Source organism: Streptacidiphilus sp. MAP12-20 (assembly GCF_041262525.1).
Taxonomy (GTDB): domain Bacteria; phylum Actinomycetota; class Actinomycetes; order Streptomycetales; family Streptomycetaceae; genus Streptacidiphilus.
This window is the reverse complement of the sequence record NZ_JBGCCK010000020.1, coordinates 108,725-130,544: the sequence shown is the minus strand read 5'-3', so window position 1 is coordinate 130,544 and position 21,820 is coordinate 108,725. Positions and strand designations below refer to the sequence as shown.

The following is a 21,820-nucleotide window of genomic DNA, read 5'->3' as shown; positions in this document are numbered from 1 at the left end:
AACTGCGGCCGGTGTCCGGATTTCTCCGGAAACCGACCGCAGCCGATGTGCGAATCGTTACTTCGCCCGATTCGACGTCAGTCGATCCGGCGTCAGCCGGTGTTGCGCAGGCCCGCTGCCACGCCGTTCACGGTGAGGAGCAGGGCGCGGGAGCGCAGCGGGTTCTCGGTGACGGCGTTCTGGGCGTCTTCGCGCTGGCGGCGCAGCAGGGCGACCTGGAGGTAGGAGATCGGGTCGAGGTAGGCGTCGCGGATGGCGAAGGTCTGCTTCAGCACGGGGCTGTGCGAGAGGAGTTCCGTCTCGCCGGTGATCCGGAGCACCTCACTGAGCGTCAGCGCGTGTTCGGCCTCGATCAGGTCGAAGATGTGCCGGAGTTCCTTCGGGACCAGCTGCTCGACGTAGTGGCGGGCGATCCGCAGGTCCGTCTTGGCCAGCGTCATGGCGACGTTGGAGAGGAAGTTGCGGAAGAAGTGCCATTCCGTCTGCATTTCGTCCAGGATCTCGCCGAGCCCCGCCTCGCGCGCCGCCGCCAGGCCGGAGCCGACGCCGTACCAGCCGGGCACGATCTGTCGGGACTGGGTCCAGCCGAAGACCCACGGGATCGCCCGCAGGCCGTCCAGGCCGGCGCCGGAGTCCGGGCGGCGGGAGGGGCGGGAGCCGAGGTGGAGCGAGGCCAACTGGTCGACCGGGGTGGAGGCGAAGAAGTACGCCGGCAGGTCGGGGTCCTCGACCAGGCGGCGGTAGGAGCCGTGCGCGCCGTCCGAGACCGTGTTCATGGTCGCGTCCCAGCGGGCCAGCGCCTCCTCCGACTGACGCGGCGCGGTGTGCAGCGCGGAAGCCTCCAGCGTCGCGGAGACGGTGAGCTCCAGGTTCTGCCGCGCGAGGGAGGCGATCAGGTACTTGTCCGAGATCACCTCGCCCTGCTCGGTGACCTTGATCTCGCCCTCCAGCGTCCCGTAGGGCTGGGCCAGGATCGCCTCGTGCGAGGGACCGCCGCCGCGGCCGACGGTGCCGCCGCGGCCGTGGAAGAGGCGCAGCCGGACGCCGTAGCGGTGCGCGACGTCGCGGAGTCGGCGCTGGGCGCGGTGGATCTCCCACTGCGAGGTGGTGATGCCGCCGAACTTGGAGGAGTCCGAGTAGCCGAGCATGACCTCTTGCACGTCGCCGCGGAGCGAGACCAGGCGGCGGTAGGAGGGGTCGCGCAGCATCTCGTCGAGGATGGTGTCGGCGGCGCGCAGCTCGTCGGTGGTCTCCAGTAGCGGCACGATGCCGATCTTGGCGACGCCGCCGTGCAGGTCGATCAGGCCGGCCTCGCGGGCCAGGACCGCCGCGGCGAAGACGTCGTCGGCGCCCTGGCACATGGAGATGATGTAGCTCTCCACGATCTCCGGCCCGAAGCGCTCGAACGCCTCGCGGACGGTCTCGAAGACGCCGAGCGTCTTCGCGCCCGCCGCGTCCAGCGGCGCCGGGGTCGGCGCCAACGGGCGGCGGGACTTGAGCTCCTTGGCGAGCAGCCGCTGCCGGTACTCGCGTGGCATGTCGGTGTAGCGCCAGGCCTCCTCGCCGAGGCGGTCGAAGAGTTGGCCGAGCGCGTGGTGGTGCGCGTCGGCGTGCTCGCGCACGTCCATGGTGGCCAGTTGGAGGCCGAAGGCGGAGATGGTGCGGATCGCGCGGTTCATCCGGCCGTCCGCGATCAGCTCGCCCTTGTGGGCGCGGAGCGAGGACTGGATCACCTCCAGGTCCGCCAGCAGCTCGCCGGTGCCGAGGTAGTCACGGCCGGGGACGTGCGGAGTCCCGTTGGCCAGGCGCTCCTTGGTGCCGAGCAGCTTCTGCCGGATGCAGGTGGCCTTGAGCCGATAGGGCTCCTCGGCGTTCATCCGCTTGTAGCGCGGGCTGATCTCGGGCAGCTCGGCCAGGTCGGCGGCGAGGCTCTGCAGCAGCTCGTCGCTCGCGCCGGACAGCCGGACCGAGGAGGAGAGCGAGCCGCGCAGCTCGTCGACGACGTCGAGGGCGTCGTTGATCCCGTACTCGTGCTGGAGCACCAGCACGTCCAGCGTCACCTCGGGGGTGACGTTGGGGTTGCCGTCGCGGTCGCCGCCGATCCAGGTGCCGAAGGTGAGGGGGCGCACGCCCTCGGGGAGGGTGATGCCGACCCGGGACAGCTCCTCGTTCAGCTCCTCCAGCACGTCGGGGACCGCGCGCTTGTAGAGCTCGTCCAGGTAGTAGACGGCGTTGCGGGCCTCGTCGGTGGGCTCAGGGCGGGCGATGCGCAGTTCGTCGGTCTGCCAGAGCAGGTCGATGACCTCGGCGAGCCTGCGGTCGGCCTGACGGCGGCCGGTCGGGCGGGACGGGGTGTCGAACTGGTCCAGCAGCTCGGCGATCCGGCGCAGCTTCTGCAGGACGCTGCGGCGGGCGGCCTCGGTCGGGTGCGCGGTGAAGACCGGACGGACGTTGAGGTGCTTGAGCGTCTGCGCGAGGCGGTCCGCGTCGACGTCGGCCAGCTTGTCGACGGTGCGGGAGAGGAGGCTGCCGTTGTCCGCGCGGTGGGCGTTCAGCTCGCGACCGCGGTGCACCTGCTCCGCGACGTTGGCGAGGTGGAAGTAGGTGGAGAAGGCGCGGACCAGCTTGGCGGCGGTGTCGAGGTCGGTCTCCTCCAGCAGCCGTGCGGCGGCGGCGCCGTCGCTGCGCGTGAGCGCGCGGACCTGTTCGACCAGGTCGAGCAGCCACTGGCCCTCCTGGCGGACCAGGGTCTCGCCGAGCAGGTCGCCGAGGCGGCGGATGTCGGCGCGTAGGGCGCTGTTGTCCGGCTCGGCCGGGGGGACGGCGGGCACGGTGGCCTCGCGTGCGTCGCTCACGCTGGTGCTCCCTTGCGGGGTGGGTGGGGACGGGCATGGCGTGTTGCGGACCACGCTGTCCGCCCCGATTGGTGCTGCGCTCTGTCGTGCCGTGCGGTGAGAGTCTCGTCTCTCGCGGTCCAGCATAGGTTGCGGGCGGTGACCGTCCACGGGAGTGGCCGCTATGCGGACATCGCGGCGCGCCTTCCCAGCCACCCGGCCGCCGCCCCCTTTCCCACGCCCCGCACCCGCCCCGCCGACGTCGGGCCCTCACCCGGCTCCGCCGCCGCGTGCCGCGGGCCCGGTCGGTCCGTGTCGGTGCGGGCTTTCGCGCGGGCGGGGGTCGCCTTCTCTTGTCCTTCGGTGCAGCGCTCACGTCGGGGCCTCACCCGGCTCTTGCGTCCGCCGCCGCGTACCCGTCGGTCCCTGGCGGTGCGCGCTGTCGCGCGGGCGGGTCGCGTCCGTTGTCTCCTCCCGGGCGCCGCTCCGGGCGGGCCCTCACCCGGCTCTTGCCTTCGCTGCTCGATAGTCAGTCGGTGTTTACCCGGCGCCCTTCTAGGCTTGGGGTCATGAGGGTGGGAGCGTGGACGCGACGGCGGAGCATGTGGCTGGACCTGGGGATGGCCGCGGCCGCAGCGGTGGAGTGCGCGTACTCGTCTGCGATGTTCGCCTACCGCGAGGGTCTCGGCACCGTGGCGATGGCGGCTGTGGCCGTGTTCGGGCTGGTGGCCGGTTCCACCGTGCTCGTGCGGAGGCGTTGGCCGCTCGTGCCGGTCGCGGCCGCGCTGGCGACGATCCCGCTGCTGTCGGGCTACGTGCTTCTCATGATCGGCCTCTACACGCTGGGGGCCTACCGCCCTGAGGGCGCCGCTGGGCGCTTCGCCGAGCGGCGGGCGATGAGCGTGCTCTGCGCGATCGCGATCGCCGAGACGGTGCTCGTCTCGACGCTGACGCTCGGCACCCAGCAGCAGGAAGCCCTCCAGCACGGCGTGCCCGAGCCCCTGCTGATCGTCTTCTCGGTGCTGGCCGCCGTGGGGATCAGCGTTCCGCCCGCCATCCTCGGCCTCTACATCGGCGCGAAGCGACGGCTCTGGGTCGCCCTCACCGAGCGTGCCGAGGGCCTGGAAACGGAGCTCACCCTGCTCGCCGACCAGGCCCGCGAACGCGCGCGCCGGGCCCGGATGGAGGAGCGCACCCGGATCGCGCGCGAGATGCACGACGTGGTCGCCCACCGGGTCAGTCTGCTCGTCGTGCACGCGGGCGCACTCGAGCGCGTCGTGCACAAGGAGCCCGACAAGGCCGCGGCGAGCGCGAAGCTGATGGGCGACATCGGCCGGCAGGCGCTGGATGAACTGCGGCAGATCCTCGGGGTGCTGCGCACGGTCGAGCCGGAGGACTCCGACGAGGAGCCGGGGGCTTCGCGGGAGGCGGCGGCGCTGGCGCCGCTGGGCCTCGCCGACCTGGCCAAGCTGGTGGACGAGTCGCGTGCGGCCGGTCTCGGCGTCCGTTTCACGATGGGCGGGGCACGTCGCTCGCTCAGCGCAGAGGCGGAGCAGACCGCCTACCGGGTCGTCCAGGAGGCGCTGACCAATGTGCTGAAGCACGCGCCGGGCGCGGACGTCGAGGTCGTGGTCGCCTATGTGCCGGCCGGCGTCGCGCTCGCGGTCTCGAACAGCTGCCCGGTGGCGGACGCCCACTCCGCGACGGAGAAGGCGCTGCCGAGCGGCGGCAACGGCCTGATCGGCATGCGCGAACGGGTCACCGCGCTGGGCGGCGCCTTCTCGGCCGGCCCGACGGAGGAGGGTGGCTTCCGCGTCGAGGCCCGGCTCAGGACGGCGCACTGACGTCCGGGCGACAGTCTCTCCGGACCTCCACGGTTCGCGCCGGGGCGCGAGGCTGTGCTCATGAACTGCGTGCGCGACAATCCCCAGCCTTCGGCCGGGAGGTGCCCCCTACCGCGTGGCGGGCTGACCGAACGAGCAGGGCCATCCGCACAGGGTGGCGTCTCCCGCACGCGTCGCCGGTGAACGGGTGACCGGGTGCTCGGCGTGCCGTGCAACAGTTCGCGGGCGGTCGACGGCCGCGGGCTGGGCGGCACTACCGTAGGAGCGTGCCGAAGCCCCAAGCGCCGGAGTCCGCAACGTGCTGATCACTCTTGACCCCGCCTCAACAGTCCCGCCCTTCGAGCAGATCCGCGCGCAGATCGCCGCAGCGGCGACGACCGGTGACGCACCGGTGGGGATGCGGCTGCCTACGGTCCGCAAGCTGGCCGAGGAGCTCGGGCTGGCGGTCAACACCGTCGCCAAGGCGTACCGCGAGTTGGAGTCCGCGGGTGTGGTGGAGACCCGCGGCCGCGCGGGAACGGTGATCGCCGCCTCGGGCGACCGCTCGCTCGCCGAGCTCGCAGGCAGCGCGGCGCGGTACGCGGCGCGTGCCAAGGCCCTCGGCCTGCCCTCGGGCGAGGCGCTGACGCTCGTCGCGACGGCGCTTCACGAGGTCTACGGCGAGTAGCTCGCGCGTCCAGTCGGCTCCCCAGCCTTCCCGGCCGCCTTCCCCGCCCTGCACAGGGCGAGGACGCGGAAGGCGGGTACCGCACGAGTGCCACCCGGCGTGGGCCGACCGCGCCCCTTCGGGCTACAGGGCGTCGGTGAGGAAGCGCAGGCGCTCCGCCCGCAGGCCCGCGATGAGCGTCGTCAGCGCCTGGTCCATCGAGTGGCCCAGGAACCACTCGCCCGCGTGGTCGAGGCTGTAGACGCGGCCGACCGCGTCTATCGCGAGGAGCGCGGCGCCGCCGCGTTCCTCGCCCAGCGGGCAGACCGGCAGCTCCAACGAGCGGCCGAGATCGGCCAGCGTGCGCGGCTGGTGAAGGCCGCGCAGCGGGTCGATCACGAACGGGGTGCGGGCCACCTCCGCGCCCGGACCCTCCAGCGTCACCGTGAGCTCGCCGAACTCCGCCCAGGCCTCCAGCGCCGCCGGGAAGACGGCGTGGCGGTGCCCCTCGGGGGAGGCGTGGTCGGTGAGCTGCCCGGCCCACTCCTCCGCCCGCTGCAGGCGCTTGCGGCCGGGGAACCACCCGGACTTCGTCAGGACGGAGGCGACCTCCGCCGGGAACCGTACCTCCATGGATGACATGCGTCCCCTCCTTCGCTTGCTGCTGCGCTACTGCTTCGGACGGAGCGAGATCGTCTTCACGCCGAAGTGCTCCAGCAGCGGCAGGCAGGAGCGGCACGGCGGCTGGTGCGTGCCGTGCGCCGGATCGCCCTCCTCGCGGATGCGGACCGTCGTCATCTTCGCGCCGCGCAGCGCCTTGCGCGCCTCGCCCTCCCCGAAGGTCTTGCGCGCGGCCCGCCCCGACCGACCGGCCTCGGTCTGGTCGAGGAACTGGGACAGCAGCACCGCCTCGGGGCAACGCCCGGTGTACCGCTCCAGATGCTCCACCGGAAGGCCTGCCAGGAACTCGCCGACCAGCGGATGCAGCTGCGGCGGCTCACCCTTCTCGCTCACATGTGTATAGGTATCACCCCGCACTGACAGCGCCGCGGCGACGATCGGCATCAGGCTGTCCCTGCGGTAGCGCAGCAGTGGAGCGGGCGCATGTCTGCGCTGGTGGCCCGTGGTTTCCATGATCATAGGTTCCTTTCCCCCGTGAACCCCCGTGAACGTGCTGATGATCAGAGTGCCAAATGCGCCCAGAGGTGGTGAAGTCGGGGGTCTGTTCGAGAACGGATCAGGCCGGGTCGAACGCCCGGCTCCCCGGGGGAGATCCGTCCGGAGCGGCCACCCCCTAGTCTTGGCTCCGGCAGTCAGTTCCAGCAGGGGGCACACTCCATGACGACAGGTCGGCCCAACGCGGCGTACGCCGGACAGGTCGTGCACTTTCCCGATCCATTGCGCGCGCAGCGGCACCCCTCGGGGGTGAAGGTCGACCCCGCGGGGCACCCGGACTTCGCCCCCTACGCGCGCGCTGCCGCAGAGGTCGCCGACCCGCCCGATGGCTTCGGCGTCGACGAACTGCGGTTGACCGACTACGTCTCGGCGAACGCGGCCCTGCGCGCCCAGGGCCACGAGCTCTGGGCCGACGTGGAGAGCCCCGTCGGCACGCCGGTCGGCTGGACCTGGCACCACTCCGTCACGCCGGCCTCGCCCGGCAACCGGCGGCTGGAGCTGGTCCCGGTCGAGGTCAAGATGCTGCTGCGCCACCACAGCGGACTCGCGGTTTCCAGCGCCGACCACGGCAAGCGCGGCACCCGACCGCTGCAGGAGCGGCGGCCGGTGCACTTTTCGCTGCCGGGCGGCCCGGGCGGATCGGGCGAGGGCGGTGCCGAGGGCAGCGGTGGCGAGAGCCCGGCGGAGGCAGCAGCGGAGCAGTTGAGCCCGGCCGAGACCGAGCAGCGCCTGCAGTCGGTGGAGGAGTCCCTCGGCTACACCCTGCCGGGCCCGTACCGGCTCTTCCTCAAGGCGGCCGGCGGCCGCGCCCCCAAGGGGTTGGGCTTGGACACCGAGCTCGGTCTGCTGATCGACCAGCCGTTCTTCGCACTGCGCGGCGAGCGGACGCTCGACGACCTCGCCTACGTGAACAAGTGTCTGCGCGACCACGTGACCAAGGACTACCTGGGCATCGGATACGCGCAGGGCGGGCTGCTGGTGATCAAGGTGCGCGGGGACCGGATGGGGACGGTCTGGTTCCTGCCCCACGACGACGCCCGCGACGACGGCGACCCGGCGCTGACTCCGGCGGAGCGCTGCGAGCGACTGCTGCTGCCCTGCGGGGAGGACTTCGACGCCTTCCTGCTGCGGCTGGCGGGCAGTCCGCCGGAGCTTCAGACGGTCGCGGAACTGATGGTGGACGGCGGCTTCGCGCGCGCCGTCCCGGTGGAGGGGTGAGGGTGACGTCGGCGTGGTGACCTACGCGGAGGCGCAGCAGCGCGCCGAGGAGTGGATCAACGCGGGGGTGCCCGCGTACCGGCGCCGCGAGGTTCGCGTGCGCGAATTCGACCTGGGCTTCGTGGCCTGGGCTGTCGACCGCAGCGACGGTCCGTCCTCGGACGGCGGCGCGGCCCGGATGGTGATCGCGCGGGACACGGGCGTGACGACCCTCTGGCCCGGCCTGCCGATCAACGACGTGGTGCGCCGCTACGAGGAGGCGTACGGCCGCCCGGTCGGCGTGACGCCGGCGAGGATGCCGGGCATGCCCGAGCGGGACCTGGCGGAGGCGACGTCCTTCCTTCTCAGCCCGCCGCAGTGGTTGGAAGAGGCAGCGGCCTCGGCCCGTGCGGAGGAGGCGGCGCGACTTCAGGTGGCCCCGCCGGTCTCGTCCGGCCCTCCAGGAGACGTGCCGACGATGCTCGCTCCGCCTGCCTCGATCCCCGGGCCGCCCCCGGTTCAGGCTCCTGCCCAGGTGGCGGCGTCCGCGCCTGCGCCGGGTGGGCAGGGTGGCTACGGCTTCCCGCCGCCTGCGCCGACACCCGCGCCGGCGCAGGCGGGCTCGTCGATGGGCGGCCCGGTCGCGCCGCCGCCACCGCCTCCGCCTCCGGTCGCGCAGCAGGGCGGTATTGAGTACGCCCCGACGGTGCGGTCCCGCCCGGGTTCTGGCCCCGCGGTGCCGCCGCGTCCGTCTGCTGCGTCGCCTTCGGGCGGCCCTGGTCTTCCGCCGCCGCCACCGGGCACGCCGCTGGGCGTGCCCGGCGTGCCTCCTGCTCCGTCCGCTGGCCCTGGTCTTCCGCCGCCTCCGCCCGGTGCGCCGCTGGGCGGGCCTGGTGTGCCTCCGCCGCCTCCGGCGGGTCCGTTCGGCGGGCCTGCGGGTCCCGGGGCGTCGCAGGGTGGGATCGACTACGCGCCCACCATGCTGTCCGGTCCGGCCGGCGCGCCCGGGGCCGTCGGCATGCCCGGCGTGCCCGCGCCACCGCCTCCGCCCCCGGGTGCGCCGCTCGGTGCTCCGCAGGGAGGTCCCGGCATGCCGCCGCCTCCGCCTGCGGGTGCGTCGATGGGCGGACCCCAGCCTGCCGCCGCCCCGACCGGCGCGCCGACGGTCGGGCCCGGCTATCTGGCCGTGCTTCGGTACCGGGGTCCGGACGGGTCCGAGCAGCAGGTCATCCAGCGCTCCGCGCTGGGACTGCCGCACCCCGAGTGGCAGATCCTCCAGGAGGTCCGCCGCCTCAACGTGCCGCCGGAGCAGGTGCTCGAACTCCACACGGAGCTGGAGTGCTGCGACCTCCCCGCGGGCTACTGCGCGCGGATGGTCAAGGAGGCCTGGCCGAACGTGCGGATCACGCACACCGCCCCCTACGGGCGGGACGCGGGCGCGCGCCGTCGGGGCGTCGACCACCTGCTGGAGCACCTGATGGAGTTGCACACCCACGCTGCCGGCCCGGCGCCCGTGGCGTCGGTGCGCGCGCCGCTGCCGCCGGTCGGCGCACAGCAGCCGAGCCCGCCGCCGCCCCCGCAGGCCCTCGCGCAGGAGCTGCAGGCGGCGTTCGGGGACCAGAACCTGTTCCGCTACGACCCGCAGGCGGTCTCCAGGGCGGGCGTCCCCGAGGTCGTCGCGTCCACGCTAACCTGGGCGGGGCTGCCGCGCGACTTCGGTCCGTTCTTCTGGGCGCAAGCCCAGCCCGGGCGGCCGGTGCCGACGCTCGCCGAGCTCGCCGCCGAGCGCGGACTGATCGGCGGACCGGACGCGGGGACCTACCTGGTCCTGGGCAACGACTACGGCCGCCAGATCTGCGTGCAGTACGGCACCAACGCGATCGTGGCGGTGGACCTCGGCACGGCCGGTCACCCGGCCGGGCCGGAGGGCGCTCAGCCGCGCTTCGTGAACACCGGGCTGCCGCAGTTCGTGCGGAGCCTCGCCGTGCTGGGGAGGCTGTGGCGCTTCCGCTACGGGCTGACCCAGGAACAGGCGGGCCGCTGGACGACCGACTTCCAGAACGAACTTGCCGTCATCGACCCGGCGGCGCTGGCCTCGCCGGAGAACTGGTGGGCCGTGGTGCTGGAGCAGTTCTGGGACGGTCTGCTGTAGCGGCCGGACATGGTTGAGGAGTGGGGGTCGGCCACGAGGCCGACCCCCACTTCTGTGTCGGTACCGTCTTAAGAAGCACTAATCTGCTCAAAATAGGACGAGAACCGATCATGTCCGGCAAGCGGAGGAACGGAAGCAGATCATGAGCGACCCGACAACTCCGAACGCCGCAGACTTCCCGCTGATCCGCAAGGGCTACGACGTCGACCAGGTCGAGCAGTCCCTGGCCCGGCTCACCGCCGCCCGCGACCAGGCCTGGCAGCGCCTGGCCGGCCTCGGCGACGAGATGCGCGCGCTGGAGCGGCAGCTGATGAACCTGATGGAGGCGCGGGACGCGGCGGAGGCGACCGTCCCCGACTTCGAGGTGCTGAGCCCGCGCGCGGCGGGGCTGCTGGTCAGCGCGGAGGAGGAGGCGGAGGCGGTCCGGGCCGAGACGGTGCAGGAGGCCAACAAGATCGACACCGCGGCGCGCACGGGCGCGCGTCGGCTGCGCGCGACGGCCGGCCAGTACGGCGACCAGTTGCGTGCGGCGGCGGACGAGTCCCAACGGCGCGAGCTGGACCGTGCGCGCTCCCAGGCGGAGGCGCTCCGCGCCGAGGCCGACCGGGAGGCCCGCACGCTCCGCGAGGCGGCGTCCTCGCACGCCGAGGACGTGGGCGCCCGGGCGGAGGACGCCTCCCGCGAGGCCCACACCTGGCTGGCCGGCCAGCAGCGGGCGGCGGACCAGGAGTTCGCGGCGCACGACGTGAAGGTGCTGGCCTGGGAGGACGAGATCGTCGCGGTGGGCGAGCGGAAGCTCGGCGAGGGCGAGCGTCACCTGAAGGCGATGCAGGCGAAGTCCGCGCAGATCGAGGCGGACGCGACGACGCAGGCGGAGCGCAGGATCGAGAAGGCCCAGCGGGAGGCGGAGCGGATCACCGAGCAGTCGGCCCGCGAGCAGGCCGTCTTCGCTGAACGCCAGGAACACGTCCAGTCCCAGCTGGACCACATCCGCGAGACGCTCGCCGCGCTGACCGGCGCGGTGACCTCGGACACGCCGGCTCCTGCGGACAGCGAAGCGGACACCTCGGAGCTCCCTACGATTCCCCAGGTTGTGGACAACGCCGAAGAGTGAGCAGCGTTTGCCGAGGGCGGAGGGAGGTTGCACTATCCAGGGGCGCGAGGAACTGCGCGACAAGCCACCCGCCGACGTAGCGCACCGAACGCGCAGGGCCATCCGCTCATCAGTGGTTTCTCGCGCAGTTCCTCGCGCCCCTGGGGAGGTGCCCACTGGGCCCCTTGCCTATCGCGAAGCGCCTGCGCGTCGCGCGGCGTACCCTGGAGCCCCCCGGCTGCTTCGCTGTCCGGGCCTTTCGCGTTGCCTTCTGGCTGAGAGAAGTAGATGAGCCTGACCGGCCTGCTGGACATCGTCGCCTCGGACTCGGCGCTCGCCGAGGCCGGGGAAGCCGCACTCGCCGGGGACCGCCGGCATCTCGATCTGGTCGGACCGCCGGCCGCCCGGCCCTTCGCCATCGCCGCGCTGGCTCGCGCCCTCGCGGGCAAGGCGAAGGGAAGCCGTGGCCGGCCCGTCCTCGCTGTGACGGCCACCGGCCGCGAAGCCGAGGACCTCGCCGCCGCACTCGGCTCGCTGCTGTCGCCCGACGCGGTCGCCGAGTTCCCGGCCTGGGAGACGCTGCCGCACGAGCGGCTCTCGCCGCGTTCGGACACCGTCGGCCGCCGCATCGCCGTGCTCCGCAGGATCGCGCACCCGAACGCCGACGATGCCGTCTCGGGGCCGCTCCAGGTGATCGTCGCGCCGGTGCGCAGCGTGCTGCAGCCACAGGTCAAGGGCCTGGCGGAGCTGGAGCCCGTCAGCCTGAAGCAGCGTCAGGAGGTCGACCTCGACGACCTCGTCCGCCGCCTCGCCGCCGCCGCGTACCAGCGGGTCGAGCTGGTCGAGAAGCGCGGCGAGTTCGCCGTCCGCGGCGGCATCCTGGATGTCTTCCCGCCCACCGAGGAGCACCCGCTCCGGGTGGAGTTCTGGGGCGACGAGGTCGAGGAGATCCGCTACTTCAAGGTCGCCGACCAGCGTTCCCTCGAGATCGCCCAGCACGGCCTGTGGGCTCCGCCCTGCCGCGAGCTGCTGCTGACCGACGAGGTCCGGGCCCGCGCCGCCGAGCTCGCCGCCGAGCACCCGGAGCTCGCCGAGATCCTCGACAAGATCGCCCAGGGCATCGCCGTCGAGGGCATGGAGTCCCTCGCCCCCGTCCTGGTCGACGACATGGAACTGCTGATGGACGTGCTGCCGCAGGGCAGCATCGCCGTCGTCTGCGACCCGGAGCGCGTGCGCACCCGCGCCGCCGACCTCGTCGCGACCAGCGCAGAGTTCCTGCAGGCGTCCTGGGTCGCCGCGGCCTCCGGCGGGAAGGCGCCGCTGGACGTGGGCGCGGCGTCGCTCTGGTCGCTCGCCGACGTCAGGGACCACGCGGCCGAGATCGGGTTGCCGTGGTGGTCGGTCAGCCCCTTCGCCGCCGACGAGGAGAGCGCGACCGGGCCGGACGTCCTGCATATGGGCATGCACCCGGTCGAGGCCTACCGCGGCGACACCGCGCGCGCCATCGCCGACTGCAAGGGCCGTCTGGCCGAGGGTTGGCGCGTCGTGCTGGTGACGGAGGGTCAGGGGCCCGCGTCCCGGATCGCCGAGATGCTGGGCGGGGAGGGGATCGGCGCGCGGCTCACGCCCGATCTCACCACCGCGCCGGACGCCGACGTCATCCACGTCGCCTGCGGCGCGATCGAGTACGGCCTGGTCCACGAGGCGCTCAAGCTCTGTGTGATCACCGAGACCGACCTGTCCGGCCAGAAGTCCTCCACCAAGGACATGCGCCGGATGCCCTCGCGCCGCCGCAACGCGATCGACCCGCTCGCGCTCAAGCAGGGCGACTATGTGGTCCACGAGGCCCACGGCGTCGGCCGGTACATCGAGATGGTGCAGCGCACCGTCCAGGGCGCGACCCGCGAGTACCTGGTGCTGGAATACGCGCCCGCGAAGCGGGGCCAGCCCGGCGACCGGCTCTTCGTGCCGACGGACCAGCTGGAGCAGGTCACCAAGTACGTCGGCGGCGAGGCCCCGACGCTGCACCGGCTCGGCGGCGCGGACTGGACCAAGACCAAGGCGCGGGCCAAGAAGGCGGTCAAGGAGATCGCCGCCGACCTGATCAAGCTGTACTCGGCGCGGATGGCCTCGCCCGGCCACGCCTTCGGCCCGGACACCCCCTGGCAGCGGGAGCTGGAGGACGCCTTCCCCTACGCGGAGACGCCGGACCAGCTGAGCACCATCGCCGAGGTCAAGGAGGACATGGAGAAGTCGGTCCCGATGGACCGGCTGATCTGCGGCGACGTCGGCTACGGCAAGACCGAGATCGCGGTGCGCGCCGCGTTCAAGGCGGTGCAGGACGGCAAGCAGGTGGCCGTCCTCGTGCCGACGACGCTGCTGGTGCAGCAGCACTTCTCCACCTTCTCCGAGCGGTACGGCAACTTCCCCGTCGTGGTGAAGGCGCTGTCGCGGTTCCAGTCCGACAGCGAGGCGAAGGCCGTGCTGGAAGGGCTGCGCGAGGGCGGCGTCGATGTCGTCATCGGTACGCACCGGCTCTTCTCCGCCGAGACCAGGTTCAAGGACCTCGGCCTGGTCATCGTCGACGAGGAGCAGCGCTTCGGTGTCGAGCACAAGGAGCAGCTGAAGAAGCTGCGCGCCAACGTCGACGTGCTCACGATGTCCGCGACGCCCATCCCGCGCACGCTGGAGATGGCGGTCACGGGTATCCGCGAGATGTCCACGATCACCACTCCGCCGGAGGAGCGGCACCCGGTGCTGACCTTCGTCGGGCCCTACGAGGAGAAGCAGATCGCGGCGGCGGTCCGGCGGGAGCTGCTCCGCGAGGGCCAGGTCTTCTATATCCACAACCGGGTCGAGTCGATCGACAAGGCCGCGGCGCGCCTGAAGGAGCTGGTGCCCGAGGCCCGGGTCGCGACCGCGCACGGGCAGATGGGGGAGCAGCTGCTGGAGAAGGTCGTCGTCGACTTCTGGGAGAAGGAGTTCGACGTCCTGGTCTCCACCACCATCGTGGAGTCGGGCATCGACATCTCGAACGCCAACACCCTGATCGTGGAGCGCGGCGACACCTTCGGCCTGAGTCAGCTGCACCAGCTGCGCGGGCGGGTGGGCCGTGGGCGCGAGCGCGGCTACGCCTACATGCTCTACCCGCCGGAGCGGCCGCTGACCGAGACCGCCCACGAGCGGCTGGCCACCATCGCCCAGCACACCGAGATGGGCGCCGGTATGTATGTGGCGATGAAGGACCTGGAGATCCGCGGGGCGGGCAATCTGCTGGGGGGCGAGCAGTCCGGGCATATCGCGGGCGTCGGTTTCGACCTCTATATGCGGATGGTCGGCGAGGCGGTGGCGGAGTTCCGTGACCAGCTGGCCAACGGCGGCGAGGCCCCGGAGGAGGAGCCGCTCGAGGTCAAGATCGAGCTGCCGGTCGACGCGCACGTCCCGCACGACTACGCGCCGGGCGAGCGGCTGCGGCTCCAGGCATACCGTTCGATCGCGGCGGTGAACTCGGAGGAGGACATCGCCCAGGTCCGGGCCGAGCTGACGGACCGTTATGGCAAGCTGCCCGAGCCGGTGGAGAATCTGCTGCTGGTGGCCGGGCTGCGCTTGTTCGCCCGGCGCTGCGGGATCTCCGACATCACGTTGCAGGGGCAGTTCATCCGCTTCGGCCCGATCGAGCTGCGCGAGTCGCAGGAGCTGCGGCTCGGCCGGCTTTACCCGCGCAGTCAGGTCAAGGCGACGACCAAGCTGGCGCTGGTGCCGCGTCCGTCGACGGCACGGATCGGCGGTAAGCCGGTGGTCGGCCGTGAACTGCTGACCTGGTGCGCGGAGTTCCTGTCGGTGATGTTCGAGGAGCTGGCCGCAATGCGCTGAGCGCTCGGCGGCACTGCTCCACGTAGGGCGCGAGGCGACGGGCCTCGCGCCCTTTGGCGTCCTCAGCCGATGTTCCACTGGCCGGTCTGGTCGGCCATGCCGCTGTCCAGTCCGAACTGGATCTGGGTGATCTTCGCGTTGGACGGCACCTGGAAGACGATGTAGCCGAGGCCGCTCCCGCCCGGCGCGATGTTCACCGAGGCCGGGAAGCTCTGGCCGGCCTTGGTGTCGCTGACGTCAGCGTCGTAGGACTGTCCCTGGCTGTCGACGACCTTGGCGCCGTTGGACGGCGAGTCGCTGTAGGCCTTGCCGCCGGTGTCCTTGATCCGGAACTGGACGGCGAAGAAGCGCTTGCCCGCCGCCGGGGTCGTGAACTCATCGGCCCCGGCGGGGTTGTCGACCACCTTCACCACGGTGACGTCGGCCGTGGAGTCCATGCCCTTGAGCCCGATGGTGTCGCCGACCTTGGCCGACTTCGACTTCGACTGGCTGCCGGTTCCGGCCCCGGCGGAGTGGCCGGCCGCGCTCGTGGTCGGCTTGGCGTCGGTGGAGACCGAGCTGCCGGTGGTGGGGTTGCAGGCGGCGGCGCCGGCGGTGATCAGCGCCCCCAGGGCGACGGCGAGGGCGGTGCGGCGCGAGCGGTTGATGGAGCGCGACATGGCGGTACCCCTTGTGAGTTGACCCGTCCGGCGAGTGCCGGGCTGATGAGTACACAGAACCATGATGCTGTGAACCGAGTCAACACAGACTCAAGAAAATCCTATGTTCACACTGTGAACCGATACCTCTTGCACTCATGGGTATGCTCGTGTGCACGGTCCGGCCGCCCCTGCGGCCGGGCGGCCGGCACGGGAAGGGGAGCAACCGGATGGCCGAGCACACAGCCGAAGTCACCGCCGCCGAGATCGCCCGCCTGGCGGGCGTGGGCAGAGCGGCCGTCAGCAACTGGCGACGACGCCATGCCGACTTCCCCAGGCCGATCGGCGGCACTGAGACGAGCCCCGCCTTCGCTTTGGCCGACGTCGAGGAGTGGCTGCGCGGCCAGGGCAAACTCGCCGGTCTTTCGCTGCGTGAACGCGTCTGGCAGCAACTGGCCGCGCAATCGGAGGGGGTCGTCCCCGCTCTGTCCAGAGTCGGCAGTGTGCTGCTTCTGGTGCGGGACCACCCGGACCTCTGGCAGGGGCTGGAGGGCCGGCCGGAGGCAGAGCTCGTCGAGCTGCTGCCGCCGCTCCTCGATCACGCGCTGGACTCGCGACTCGGACGAGACCGCCCTGTTCACACCCCGAGCAGCCGTGAACTCCGCCCGGCACTGCCACTGCTTCGGGCCGCCGTCGAGCTCGCGGCCGATCTCGGCGCGCGGCAGACATTCGAGTTCCTCCTCGGCCGTCACCTCGACGCCAACCCACGGCTGTACACACTCACTCCGCCCGGACTCGCCGAACTGATGGCGACGCTCGCGGGCCCGGCCACTCACCCGGGTGCGACGCCGGCCGCCGGGCCGACGGTGCTCGATCCCGCTGTGGGCACCGGCAGCCTGCTGCGCGCCGAGGCACAGCCGCCCGCGCGCCCCACCGTGCTGTACGGCGTCGACAGCGATCCGGGCCAGGCGGCACTGACCGCCCTCCGGCTCGCCCTCGAATCCGAGGCCGCGGTCCGCGTCGCGGCCGTGGACAGCCTGCGGGCCGACCCCTTCCCCGAGCTGCGCGTCGACGCCGTGCTCTGCCACCCGCCGTTCAACGAGCGGGACTGGGGCTACGACGAACTCTCCTACGACGCGCGCTGGGAGTACGGCCTGCCGCCGCGTGTCGAGTCCGAGCTGGCCTGGGTCCAACACGCGCTCGCTCGGCTCCGCGACGGCGGTGGTGCGGTGCTGCTGCTGCCACCCGCCGTCGCCTCCCGCCGCTCCGGTCGGCGGATCCGCGCCGAACTGCTGCGGCGCGGGGCGCTGCGCGCGATCGTGGCGCTGCCCGCAGGGGTGGCACCGCCGCAGAGCGTGCCGCTGCACCTCTGGGTGCTGCGCAAGCCGGGCGGTGACGGCGCGCCGACTCCGCCGGGCGGGCCAGAGGTGCTGCTCGTCGACATCTCCGCGATGCCAGCCGTCTTCGGCGGCGAGGGGCTGGACTGGCAGTCCGTCAGAAGCACGGTTCTGGCGGCATGGGAGCCCTTCGCGCGCGGGCAGCGTCGAACGCCCGCCGGGGCCGAGGCCGGCGCGGGTCCGGTCAGTCGGGTGGTGCCCGTGCTCGAACTGCTCGACGACGACGTCGACCTCGCCCCGGCGCGGCATCTGCCGTCCGGCGCGGGCGCCGACGGGCTGGCCGAACTCGGCGCCCTGCGCGCCCGCCTGAGCGAAACCCTGCGCCGTACGGTGGAGCTCACGCCGCCTCCGCCCCCGGCCGAGTCGGCCCTGACGGCGGGCGGTCCGGCCGTCCGCTGGACCACCTCCACGGTCGGCGAACTCGCCCGCACCGGTGCACTGCTGATGCGGGCCGGCGGGGCGGGCGCGGTCGACGCCTCGGTCCGGGTCCTCACCGACCAGGACGTGCTGGCCGGGACCGAACCATCCGGCGGGGCCGCCCTGCTCGGCGGCGAGCCCGGCGAGGAGGCGGTGCTGCTGCGCGAGGGCGACGTGGTCGTGCCGGTTCTCGGCGGCGGCAGCGTCGCCCGAGTCGTCGACGCCGGGACGGCGGGCTCGGCGCTCGGCCGCAACCTGCAGCTGCTGCGTCCCGAGGCGGCAGCCCTGGACCCCTGGTTCCTCGCGGGCTTCCTGCGCGGCAGCGCCAACGCCCGCCAGGCCAGCAGTTACGCCTCCACAGCGGCGCGCCTCGACGTCCGGCGACTGCAGTTGCCGAGGCTTCCGCTGGCCGAACAGCGCCGGTACGGCGCGCACTTCCGTGAGCTGGCCGCCTTCGAGGAGGCGCTGCGGCTGGCGGGACGGCTCGGCGACCACCTCGTGCGCGGCCTCCACGACGCGCTCACCGACGGCGCGTTGCGGCCTGAGGCCTGACCATTCCGGCAGGGGCCGCATGTTCTGTCCGACGCGCATGGTCGGACGGGGCGTGCGGTGCGCGATCAGCGGAATCGAACATGCGGTGTCGTCGCGGGTCGCTAGGCTCGACGCGTCGACGAACAGCCCGTTCACCAGGAGCGCACATGTATGGCCCGCCGCCCGCTGTGGCTCCCGTGGCCCCCGCGCCGCCCGCCCGTCGCGGGGCGGCGGTGGGGCGGGCGCTGGTGTGGCTCGTCGTCGCGATCGTGCTGATCGGCGGGGTGGGCATCCTCGCGTGCGTGCCGCTGGCGGTACTCGCGGTCCGCAGTCGGATGCGACGCGATCTGTGGCTCGCGGCGGGCGCGTTGGCCTACTCGGTCGTCGGCTGCGTGGCTGTGTACGGGCAGCACGACAGCACGCACCCCGGGCTGCTGGTGAGCTTCCTGTCGCTGGGGATGCTGGGGCAGGGGATCGCCGCGACGGCGTACTACATCGCCTCCGACGTCCGGCGGGCGCGCGTCCCGCAGCCCCAGTGGCAGCCGAGCTATGCCCCCGGTCCCAGCCCGGCCGCGTACGGGGTTCCGCCCCAGGCGCCCGCGCAGCCCGCTGCGCCGATGCCGGCGCAGTCGTACCGGCTCGGGCAGGTGCGCGCCGAGCTCGACGAGCTCAGCGACTACCTCCGCAAGGAAGAGGGCCGTTGAACGGCCGGACCATCGCGCAGCGGTACACGATCGGCTCGCTCATCAGCCAGGGCGGCATGGGCCAGGTCTGGAAGGCTTACGACGAACGCCTCGGCCGCTCGGTCGCGGTCAAGCTGTTGCGCCCCGACCGCCTGCACGGCGAGGGCACCGAGGAGCTGCGCCGACGCTTCCTGCGCGAGGCGCAGGTCACCGCCAGGATCGACCACCCCGGTCTGGTGACGGTCCACGACGCCGGAACGGACGGCGACGACCTGTACCTGGTCATGCAGTACGTCGAGGGCGCCGACCTGGCCGACCACCTCGCCGAGCACGACCCTTACCCGTGGCCCTGGGCGGTGGCCGTCGTGGCCCAGCTCTGCGCGATCCTCGGTGCGGTCCATGCCGTCCCTGTCGTGCACCGGGATCTCAAGCCCCGCAACGTGATCGTCCGTCCGGACGGCGCCGTCACCGTGCTCGACCTCGGCATCGCCACGGTCCTCGGCGCCGACACCACGCGGCTCACCCGCACCGGGGCAGCGGTGGGCAGCCCCGCGTACATGGCTCCGGAGCAGGCGATGGGCGGCGCGGTCGGCCCGCGCACCGATCTCTACGCGCTCGGCGTCGTGCTGCACGAACTGCTCAGCGGCAGTGTCCCTTTCACCGCGCCGACGGACGTCGGCGTGCTGCACCAACACCTCTACGAGCAGCCGCAGCCGTTGCGTCGGCTGCGTCCCGAGGTGCCGCAGCCGCTGGAGTCGCTGGTACTGCGGCTGCTCGCCAAGGACCAGCAGGCGCGCCCGGTGAGCGCACAGGAGGTCCATCGGGAGCTCGCCCCGCTGCTCCCGACGCGGGGCGCGCCCAGCCCGCAGTTCGATCCGACGCGTCCGTTCCTGCGCCCGTGCGCTCCCTGGCCCGAGCCGGGCGGTGCGCCGACACCCGTGGCTGCGACCGCTCCGCCGCTGCCCGGCCTGGCGGAGGCTGTGGAGCAGGTCAAGCGGCTGCTCGACGCGGGCCAGGCGACGCAGGCCGTCGACGTGCTCGGCGGCCTGCTGCCCGCCGTCGTGGCCGAGCAGGGCGAGGGTTCGCCGGTGGCGCGGATGCTGCGCAAGCAGTACGCGCGGACGCTGCTCGGAGTCGGGCAGTACACGCGCGCCCTGCCGGAGCTGCGCCGCCTGGCGGACGAGCGCGAAGGCGAGTCGGGACCGGCCGACCAGCAGGTGCTGCAGTACCGGTACGAGGCGGCGCAGTGCCTGGAACAGCTCGGCGAGTTCGGCGAGGCGCTGGCGGAGTACCGGTCCCTGCGCTCCTACGTCGACAACCCGTACGCGGGCGTCGACCCGCGTCAGTCGCTGGACATCCGCCGCCGTGAGGCGCAGATGCGGATGGCCCTGGGCGACCGTGCGGGTGCGCGTGAGGCGCTCGCCGCTCTGCTCCCCGATGCCGAACGCGTTCACGGCCCCCGGCACCCTTTCACGGAGGAGCTCCGCTTCACGCTCTCGCGGGTGTGAACCGGCGGACGGCCGCTCCAGGCCCAGGTGTGGTTCACAGCGTTGACGCGTCGCTGCCTCGGCACGGCTGTGTCGTCGCCGAGTGGCGGGCGTCCGGGGCCGACACCGGAGAGCGGCCGCACCAAGCCCCTGATCGGTTCGCACCAGCCGGCCGCTGCGCACTCGCCACCTGTCAACCGATCCGTCGAATGCGCGGCCGCGTCGTCGCCGAGTGACGGGCGGCCGGTTGCGACCCCTGCGGGCGGCCCGCAGGCACCTCCGCTGCGGTTAGGCTCAAGGCATGCTTCTCGGACTCGCCATGGCCCTGCTCGCCGCCCTCTGTTTCGGCTCGGCGATGGTGCTTCAGGCACTCGGCGCGCAGCGACACTCCCCGGCCGAGCCGGGGTCCGGGCTGCTCGGCACGGCCAAGGCGATGCTGAATATCCCGTTCGCCTGCGGCCTGGTGCTGGACCTCTTCGGCTTTGCCGCGCAGCTGGTCGCGCTGCGTTCGCTGCCGCTGTACGTCGTGCAGGCCGCCCTGGCGGGCGCGCTCGCCGTGACGGCGGTGGCGGGTGCCGCGCTGCTACGGCTGCGCCTCGGTCGTGCCGAGTGGGCCGGGGTCGCGGGGGTCTGTGTCGGACTCGCCCTGCTCGGGGCGACGGCCGGCAAGGAGGGGGACAAGCACCCGGGGAGCGCGCTGCACTGGATCCTGCTCGGTGCCATCGTGGTGATCGCCGTCGGCGGCGCTGCCGCCTGGCGGCTCGCCGAGCCCGCCCGCGCGGCCGTGATGGGCGCCCTCTGCGGTCTCGGCTTCGGCGTCGTCGGTCTCGCCGTCCGCCTGCTGCCCGCCGTCCACGGCATGGACCTGATGCCGCTGGTGAAGGACCCCGCCACCTACGCCCTGCTCGCCGGCGGGGCGGTAGCCTTCGTCTTCATGACCGAGGGCGTCCGTGGCGGCAAGGTGACCACCGCGACCGCCGCGATGGTGCTCGGCGAGACCGCACTGCCGGCGCTGCTCGGGGTGATTCTGCTCGGCGACCGCACCCGCCCCGGTCTGCTCTGGCTCGCCCTGCTCGGCTTCGCCGTCGCGGTGGCCGGCGCACTCGCCCTCGCCCGGTTCGGCGAGGTGGCCCCGGTCGAGACGCCCGCGGAGAGCGCCGCAGGCGCGGTGAACGCCATCGACCCTCAGCCCGAGCACCAGCGCCACTGAACCGGAGCGCATCCGGTTCAGTGGCGCTGACCGGGACTGACCGGCAGGGGCTGGTCAGCGCGGCTCACGCCTCGGCGTCGAGCCGGGCCAGCGTCGCGTCGAGCCAGCGTGACTCCGCCTCGCTCGTGGCGCGGGCGATTGTCAGGATGCCCTCGCGGAAGGGGTCACCCGCCTCCTCCGCGCGGAGCGGCTGCGCGCCCTCGTAGAAGAAGCTGCTCGGTTGGGTCAGGAATGCCTGGCGGCGGCGGAGCACCTCCGCCTGCGCGACCGAGTCGGCCAGGTGCCGCAGGAAGGCCAGCACGGTGAACCAGCGGTTCTCGTCGCTGATGTCCGTCTCACCCGCCTCGCGCAGTCGGCGCAGCAACTCCTCCCGCCCCGCCGACGTCAGCGTCAGCATGTGCCTCGGCGCGGCACGGCTGCCCGGCTCGGTCTGCCGCTCAAGCCAGCCGGACCGCTCCAGGCGCTTGATCGCCGGGTAGAGCGTGCCGTCAGCGATCGGCCGGACGTGACCGGTCAGATGTGCGACGCGGCGCTTGAGGTCGTAGCCGTGCAGGGGTTGCTCGTAGAGGAATCCGAGGATCGCCAGTTCCAGCATGCTCTCATTCTGCCTCACCATCGATATACATCGGCATCTAGGTATAA

Annotated in this window: 15 protein-coding genes; 10 read left to right on the top strand and 5 right to left on the bottom strand. The window is 72.7% G+C overall.

Annotated features, from left to right (window positions below; all coding sequences use genetic code 11):
- Positions 1–92: 92 nt before the first annotated feature.
- On the bottom strand, positions 93–2,855 hold the full coding sequence (ppc, locus tag ABIA32_RS25295; protein WP_370099791.1) for a phosphoenolpyruvate carboxylase: 2,763 nt from the start codon (positions 2,853–2,855) through the stop codon (positions 93–95).
- Positions 2,856–3,403: 548 nt separating this feature from the next.
- On the opposite strand from ppc, the gene ABIA32_RS25290 reads away from it, so the two are divergent.
- Together ABIA32_RS25290 and ABIA32_RS25285 are read left to right on the top strand one after the other, a co-directional pair.
- Entirely contained in the window at positions 3,404–4,678 is a 1,275-nt protein-coding gene (locus ABIA32_RS25290) for a sensor histidine kinase (protein WP_370099788.1), read from the top strand.
- Positions 4,679–4,976: 298 nt separating this feature from the next.
- On the top strand, positions 4,977–5,345 hold the full coding sequence (locus ABIA32_RS25285; protein WP_370099785.1) for a GntR family transcriptional regulator: 369 nt from the start codon (positions 4,977–4,979) through the stop codon (positions 5,343–5,345).
- A gap of 123 nt (positions 5,346–5,468) precedes the next feature.
- Here ABIA32_RS25285 and ABIA32_RS25280 read toward each other — a convergent pair whose 3' ends face one another.
- Positions 5,469–5,966 carry an SUKH-3 domain-containing protein gene (locus ABIA32_RS25280; RefSeq protein ID WP_370099782.1) on the bottom strand — a complete coding sequence of 166 codons (498 nt, stop codon included), beginning with the start codon at positions 5,964–5,966 and terminating at the stop codon, positions 5,469–5,471.
- Between the two features lie 27 nt (positions 5,967–5,993).
- Positions 5,994–6,458 carry a YwqJ-related putative deaminase gene (locus ABIA32_RS25275; protein ID WP_370099780.1) on the bottom strand — a complete coding sequence of 155 codons (465 nt, stop codon included), beginning with the start codon at positions 6,456–6,458 and terminating at the stop codon, positions 5,994–5,996.
- Positions 6,459–6,662: 204 nt separating this feature from the next.
- Between ABIA32_RS25275 and ABIA32_RS25270 the strand changes: the two genes are divergently transcribed.
- From ABIA32_RS25270 to mfd, 4 genes are all read left to right on the top strand, one after another.
- On the top strand, positions 6,663–7,718 hold the full coding sequence (locus ABIA32_RS25270; protein ID WP_370099777.1) for an SMI1/KNR4 family protein: 1,056 nt from the start codon (positions 6,663–6,665) through the stop codon (positions 7,716–7,718).
- Positions 7,719–7,731: 13 nt separating this feature from the next.
- Complete coding sequence (locus ABIA32_RS25265) at positions 7,732–9,849, top strand: SUKH-4 family immunity protein (RefSeq protein WP_370099775.1); 2,118 nt, start codon at positions 7,732–7,734, stop codon at positions 9,847–9,849.
- Between the two features lie 142 nt (positions 9,850–9,991).
- Positions 9,992–10,963, top strand: a complete 972-nt coding sequence (locus tag ABIA32_RS25260; RefSeq protein ID WP_370099773.1) for a hypothetical protein — start codon at positions 9,992–9,994, stop codon at positions 10,961–10,963.
- A 267-nt stretch (positions 10,964–11,230) separates the two neighbouring features.
- The gene (gene mfd, locus ABIA32_RS25255; RefSeq protein ID WP_370099771.1) at positions 11,231–14,815 is read left to right on the top strand and encodes a transcription-repair coupling factor; all 3,585 of its coding nucleotides are present in this window, start codon (positions 11,231–11,233) and stop codon (positions 14,813–14,815) included.
- 62 nt (positions 14,816–14,877) lie between these two features.
- Here mfd and ABIA32_RS25250 read toward each other — a convergent pair whose 3' ends face one another.
- A complete protein-coding gene (locus ABIA32_RS25250) occupies positions 14,878–15,474 on the bottom strand; it encodes a DUF4352 domain-containing protein (protein ID WP_370099769.1) in 597 nt (198 codons plus the stop codon).
- Positions 15,475–15,683: 209 nt separating this feature from the next.
- On the opposite strand from ABIA32_RS25250, the gene ABIA32_RS25245 reads away from it, so the two are divergent.
- From ABIA32_RS25245 to ABIA32_RS25230, 4 genes are all read left to right on the top strand, one after another.
- Complete coding sequence (locus ABIA32_RS25245) at positions 15,684–17,819, top strand: N-6 DNA methylase (RefSeq protein WP_370099766.1); 2,136 nt, start codon at positions 15,684–15,686, stop codon at positions 17,817–17,819.
- Between the two features lie 146 nt (positions 17,820–17,965).
- On the top strand, positions 17,966–18,502 hold the full coding sequence (locus ABIA32_RS25240; protein WP_370099763.1) for a hypothetical protein: 537 nt from the start codon (positions 17,966–17,968) through the stop codon (positions 18,500–18,502).
- The gene (locus ABIA32_RS25235) at positions 18,499–19,989 is read left to right on the top strand and encodes a protein kinase (protein ID WP_370099760.1); all 1,491 of its coding nucleotides are present in this window, start codon (positions 18,499–18,501) and stop codon (positions 19,987–19,989) included. The genes ABIA32_RS25240 and ABIA32_RS25235 overlap by 4 nt, the downstream gene beginning before the upstream one ends.
- 280 nt (positions 19,990–20,269) lie before the next feature.
- Positions 20,270–21,178 carry a hypothetical protein gene (locus ABIA32_RS25230; RefSeq protein WP_370099757.1) on the top strand — a complete coding sequence of 303 codons (909 nt, stop codon included), beginning with the start codon at positions 20,270–20,272 and terminating at the stop codon, positions 21,176–21,178.
- Between the two features lie 64 nt (positions 21,179–21,242).
- Here ABIA32_RS25230 and ABIA32_RS25225 read toward each other — a convergent pair whose 3' ends face one another.
- Positions 21,243–21,773 carry a PadR family transcriptional regulator gene (locus tag ABIA32_RS25225; protein ID WP_370099754.1) on the bottom strand — a complete coding sequence of 177 codons (531 nt, stop codon included), beginning with the start codon at positions 21,771–21,773 and terminating at the stop codon, positions 21,243–21,245.
- Positions 21,774–21,820: the final 47 nt, after the last annotated feature.

What these genes read in the sequence shown, in the direction of transcription:
- ABIA32_RS25290 (WP_370099788.1), top strand. Translation starts at nt 3,404, where the DNA reads ATGAGGGTGGGAGCGTGGACGCGACGGCGGAGCATGTGGCTGGACCTG.
- ABIA32_RS25270 (WP_370099777.1), top strand. Translation starts at nt 6,663, where the DNA reads ATGACGACAGGTCGGCCCAACGCGGCGTACGCCGGACAGGTCGTGCAC.
- ABIA32_RS25250 (WP_370099769.1), bottom strand. Translation starts at nt 15,474, where the DNA reads ATGTCGCGCTCCATCAACCGCTCGCGCCGCACCGCCCTCGCCGTCGCC.
- ABIA32_RS25225 (WP_370099754.1), bottom strand. Translation starts at nt 21,773, where the DNA reads ATGCTGGAACTGGCGATCCTCGGATTCCTCTACGAGCAACCCCTGCAC.
- mfd (WP_370099771.1), top strand. Translation starts at nt 11,231, where the DNA reads ATGAGCCTGACCGGCCTGCTGGACATCGTCGCCTCGGACTCGGCGCTC.
- ABIA32_RS25245 (WP_370099766.1), top strand. Translation starts at nt 15,684, where the DNA reads ATGGCCGAGCACACAGCCGAAGTCACCGCCGCCGAGATCGCCCGCCTG.
- ABIA32_RS25240 (WP_370099763.1), top strand. Translation starts at nt 17,966, where the DNA reads ATGTATGGCCCGCCGCCCGCTGTGGCTCCCGTGGCCCCCGCGCCGCCC.
- ABIA32_RS25260 (WP_370099773.1), top strand. Translation starts at nt 9,992, where the DNA reads ATGAGCGACCCGACAACTCCGAACGCCGCAGACTTCCCGCTGATCCGC.
- ABIA32_RS25280 (WP_370099782.1), bottom strand. Translation starts at nt 5,966, where the DNA reads ATGTCATCCATGGAGGTACGGTTCCCGGCGGAGGTCGCCTCCGTCCTG.
- ABIA32_RS25230 (WP_370099757.1), top strand. Translation starts at nt 20,270, where the DNA reads ATGCTTCTCGGACTCGCCATGGCCCTGCTCGCCGCCCTCTGTTTCGGC.
- ABIA32_RS25275 (WP_370099780.1), bottom strand. Translation starts at nt 6,458, where the DNA reads ATGGAAACCACGGGCCACCAGCGCAGACATGCGCCCGCTCCACTGCTG.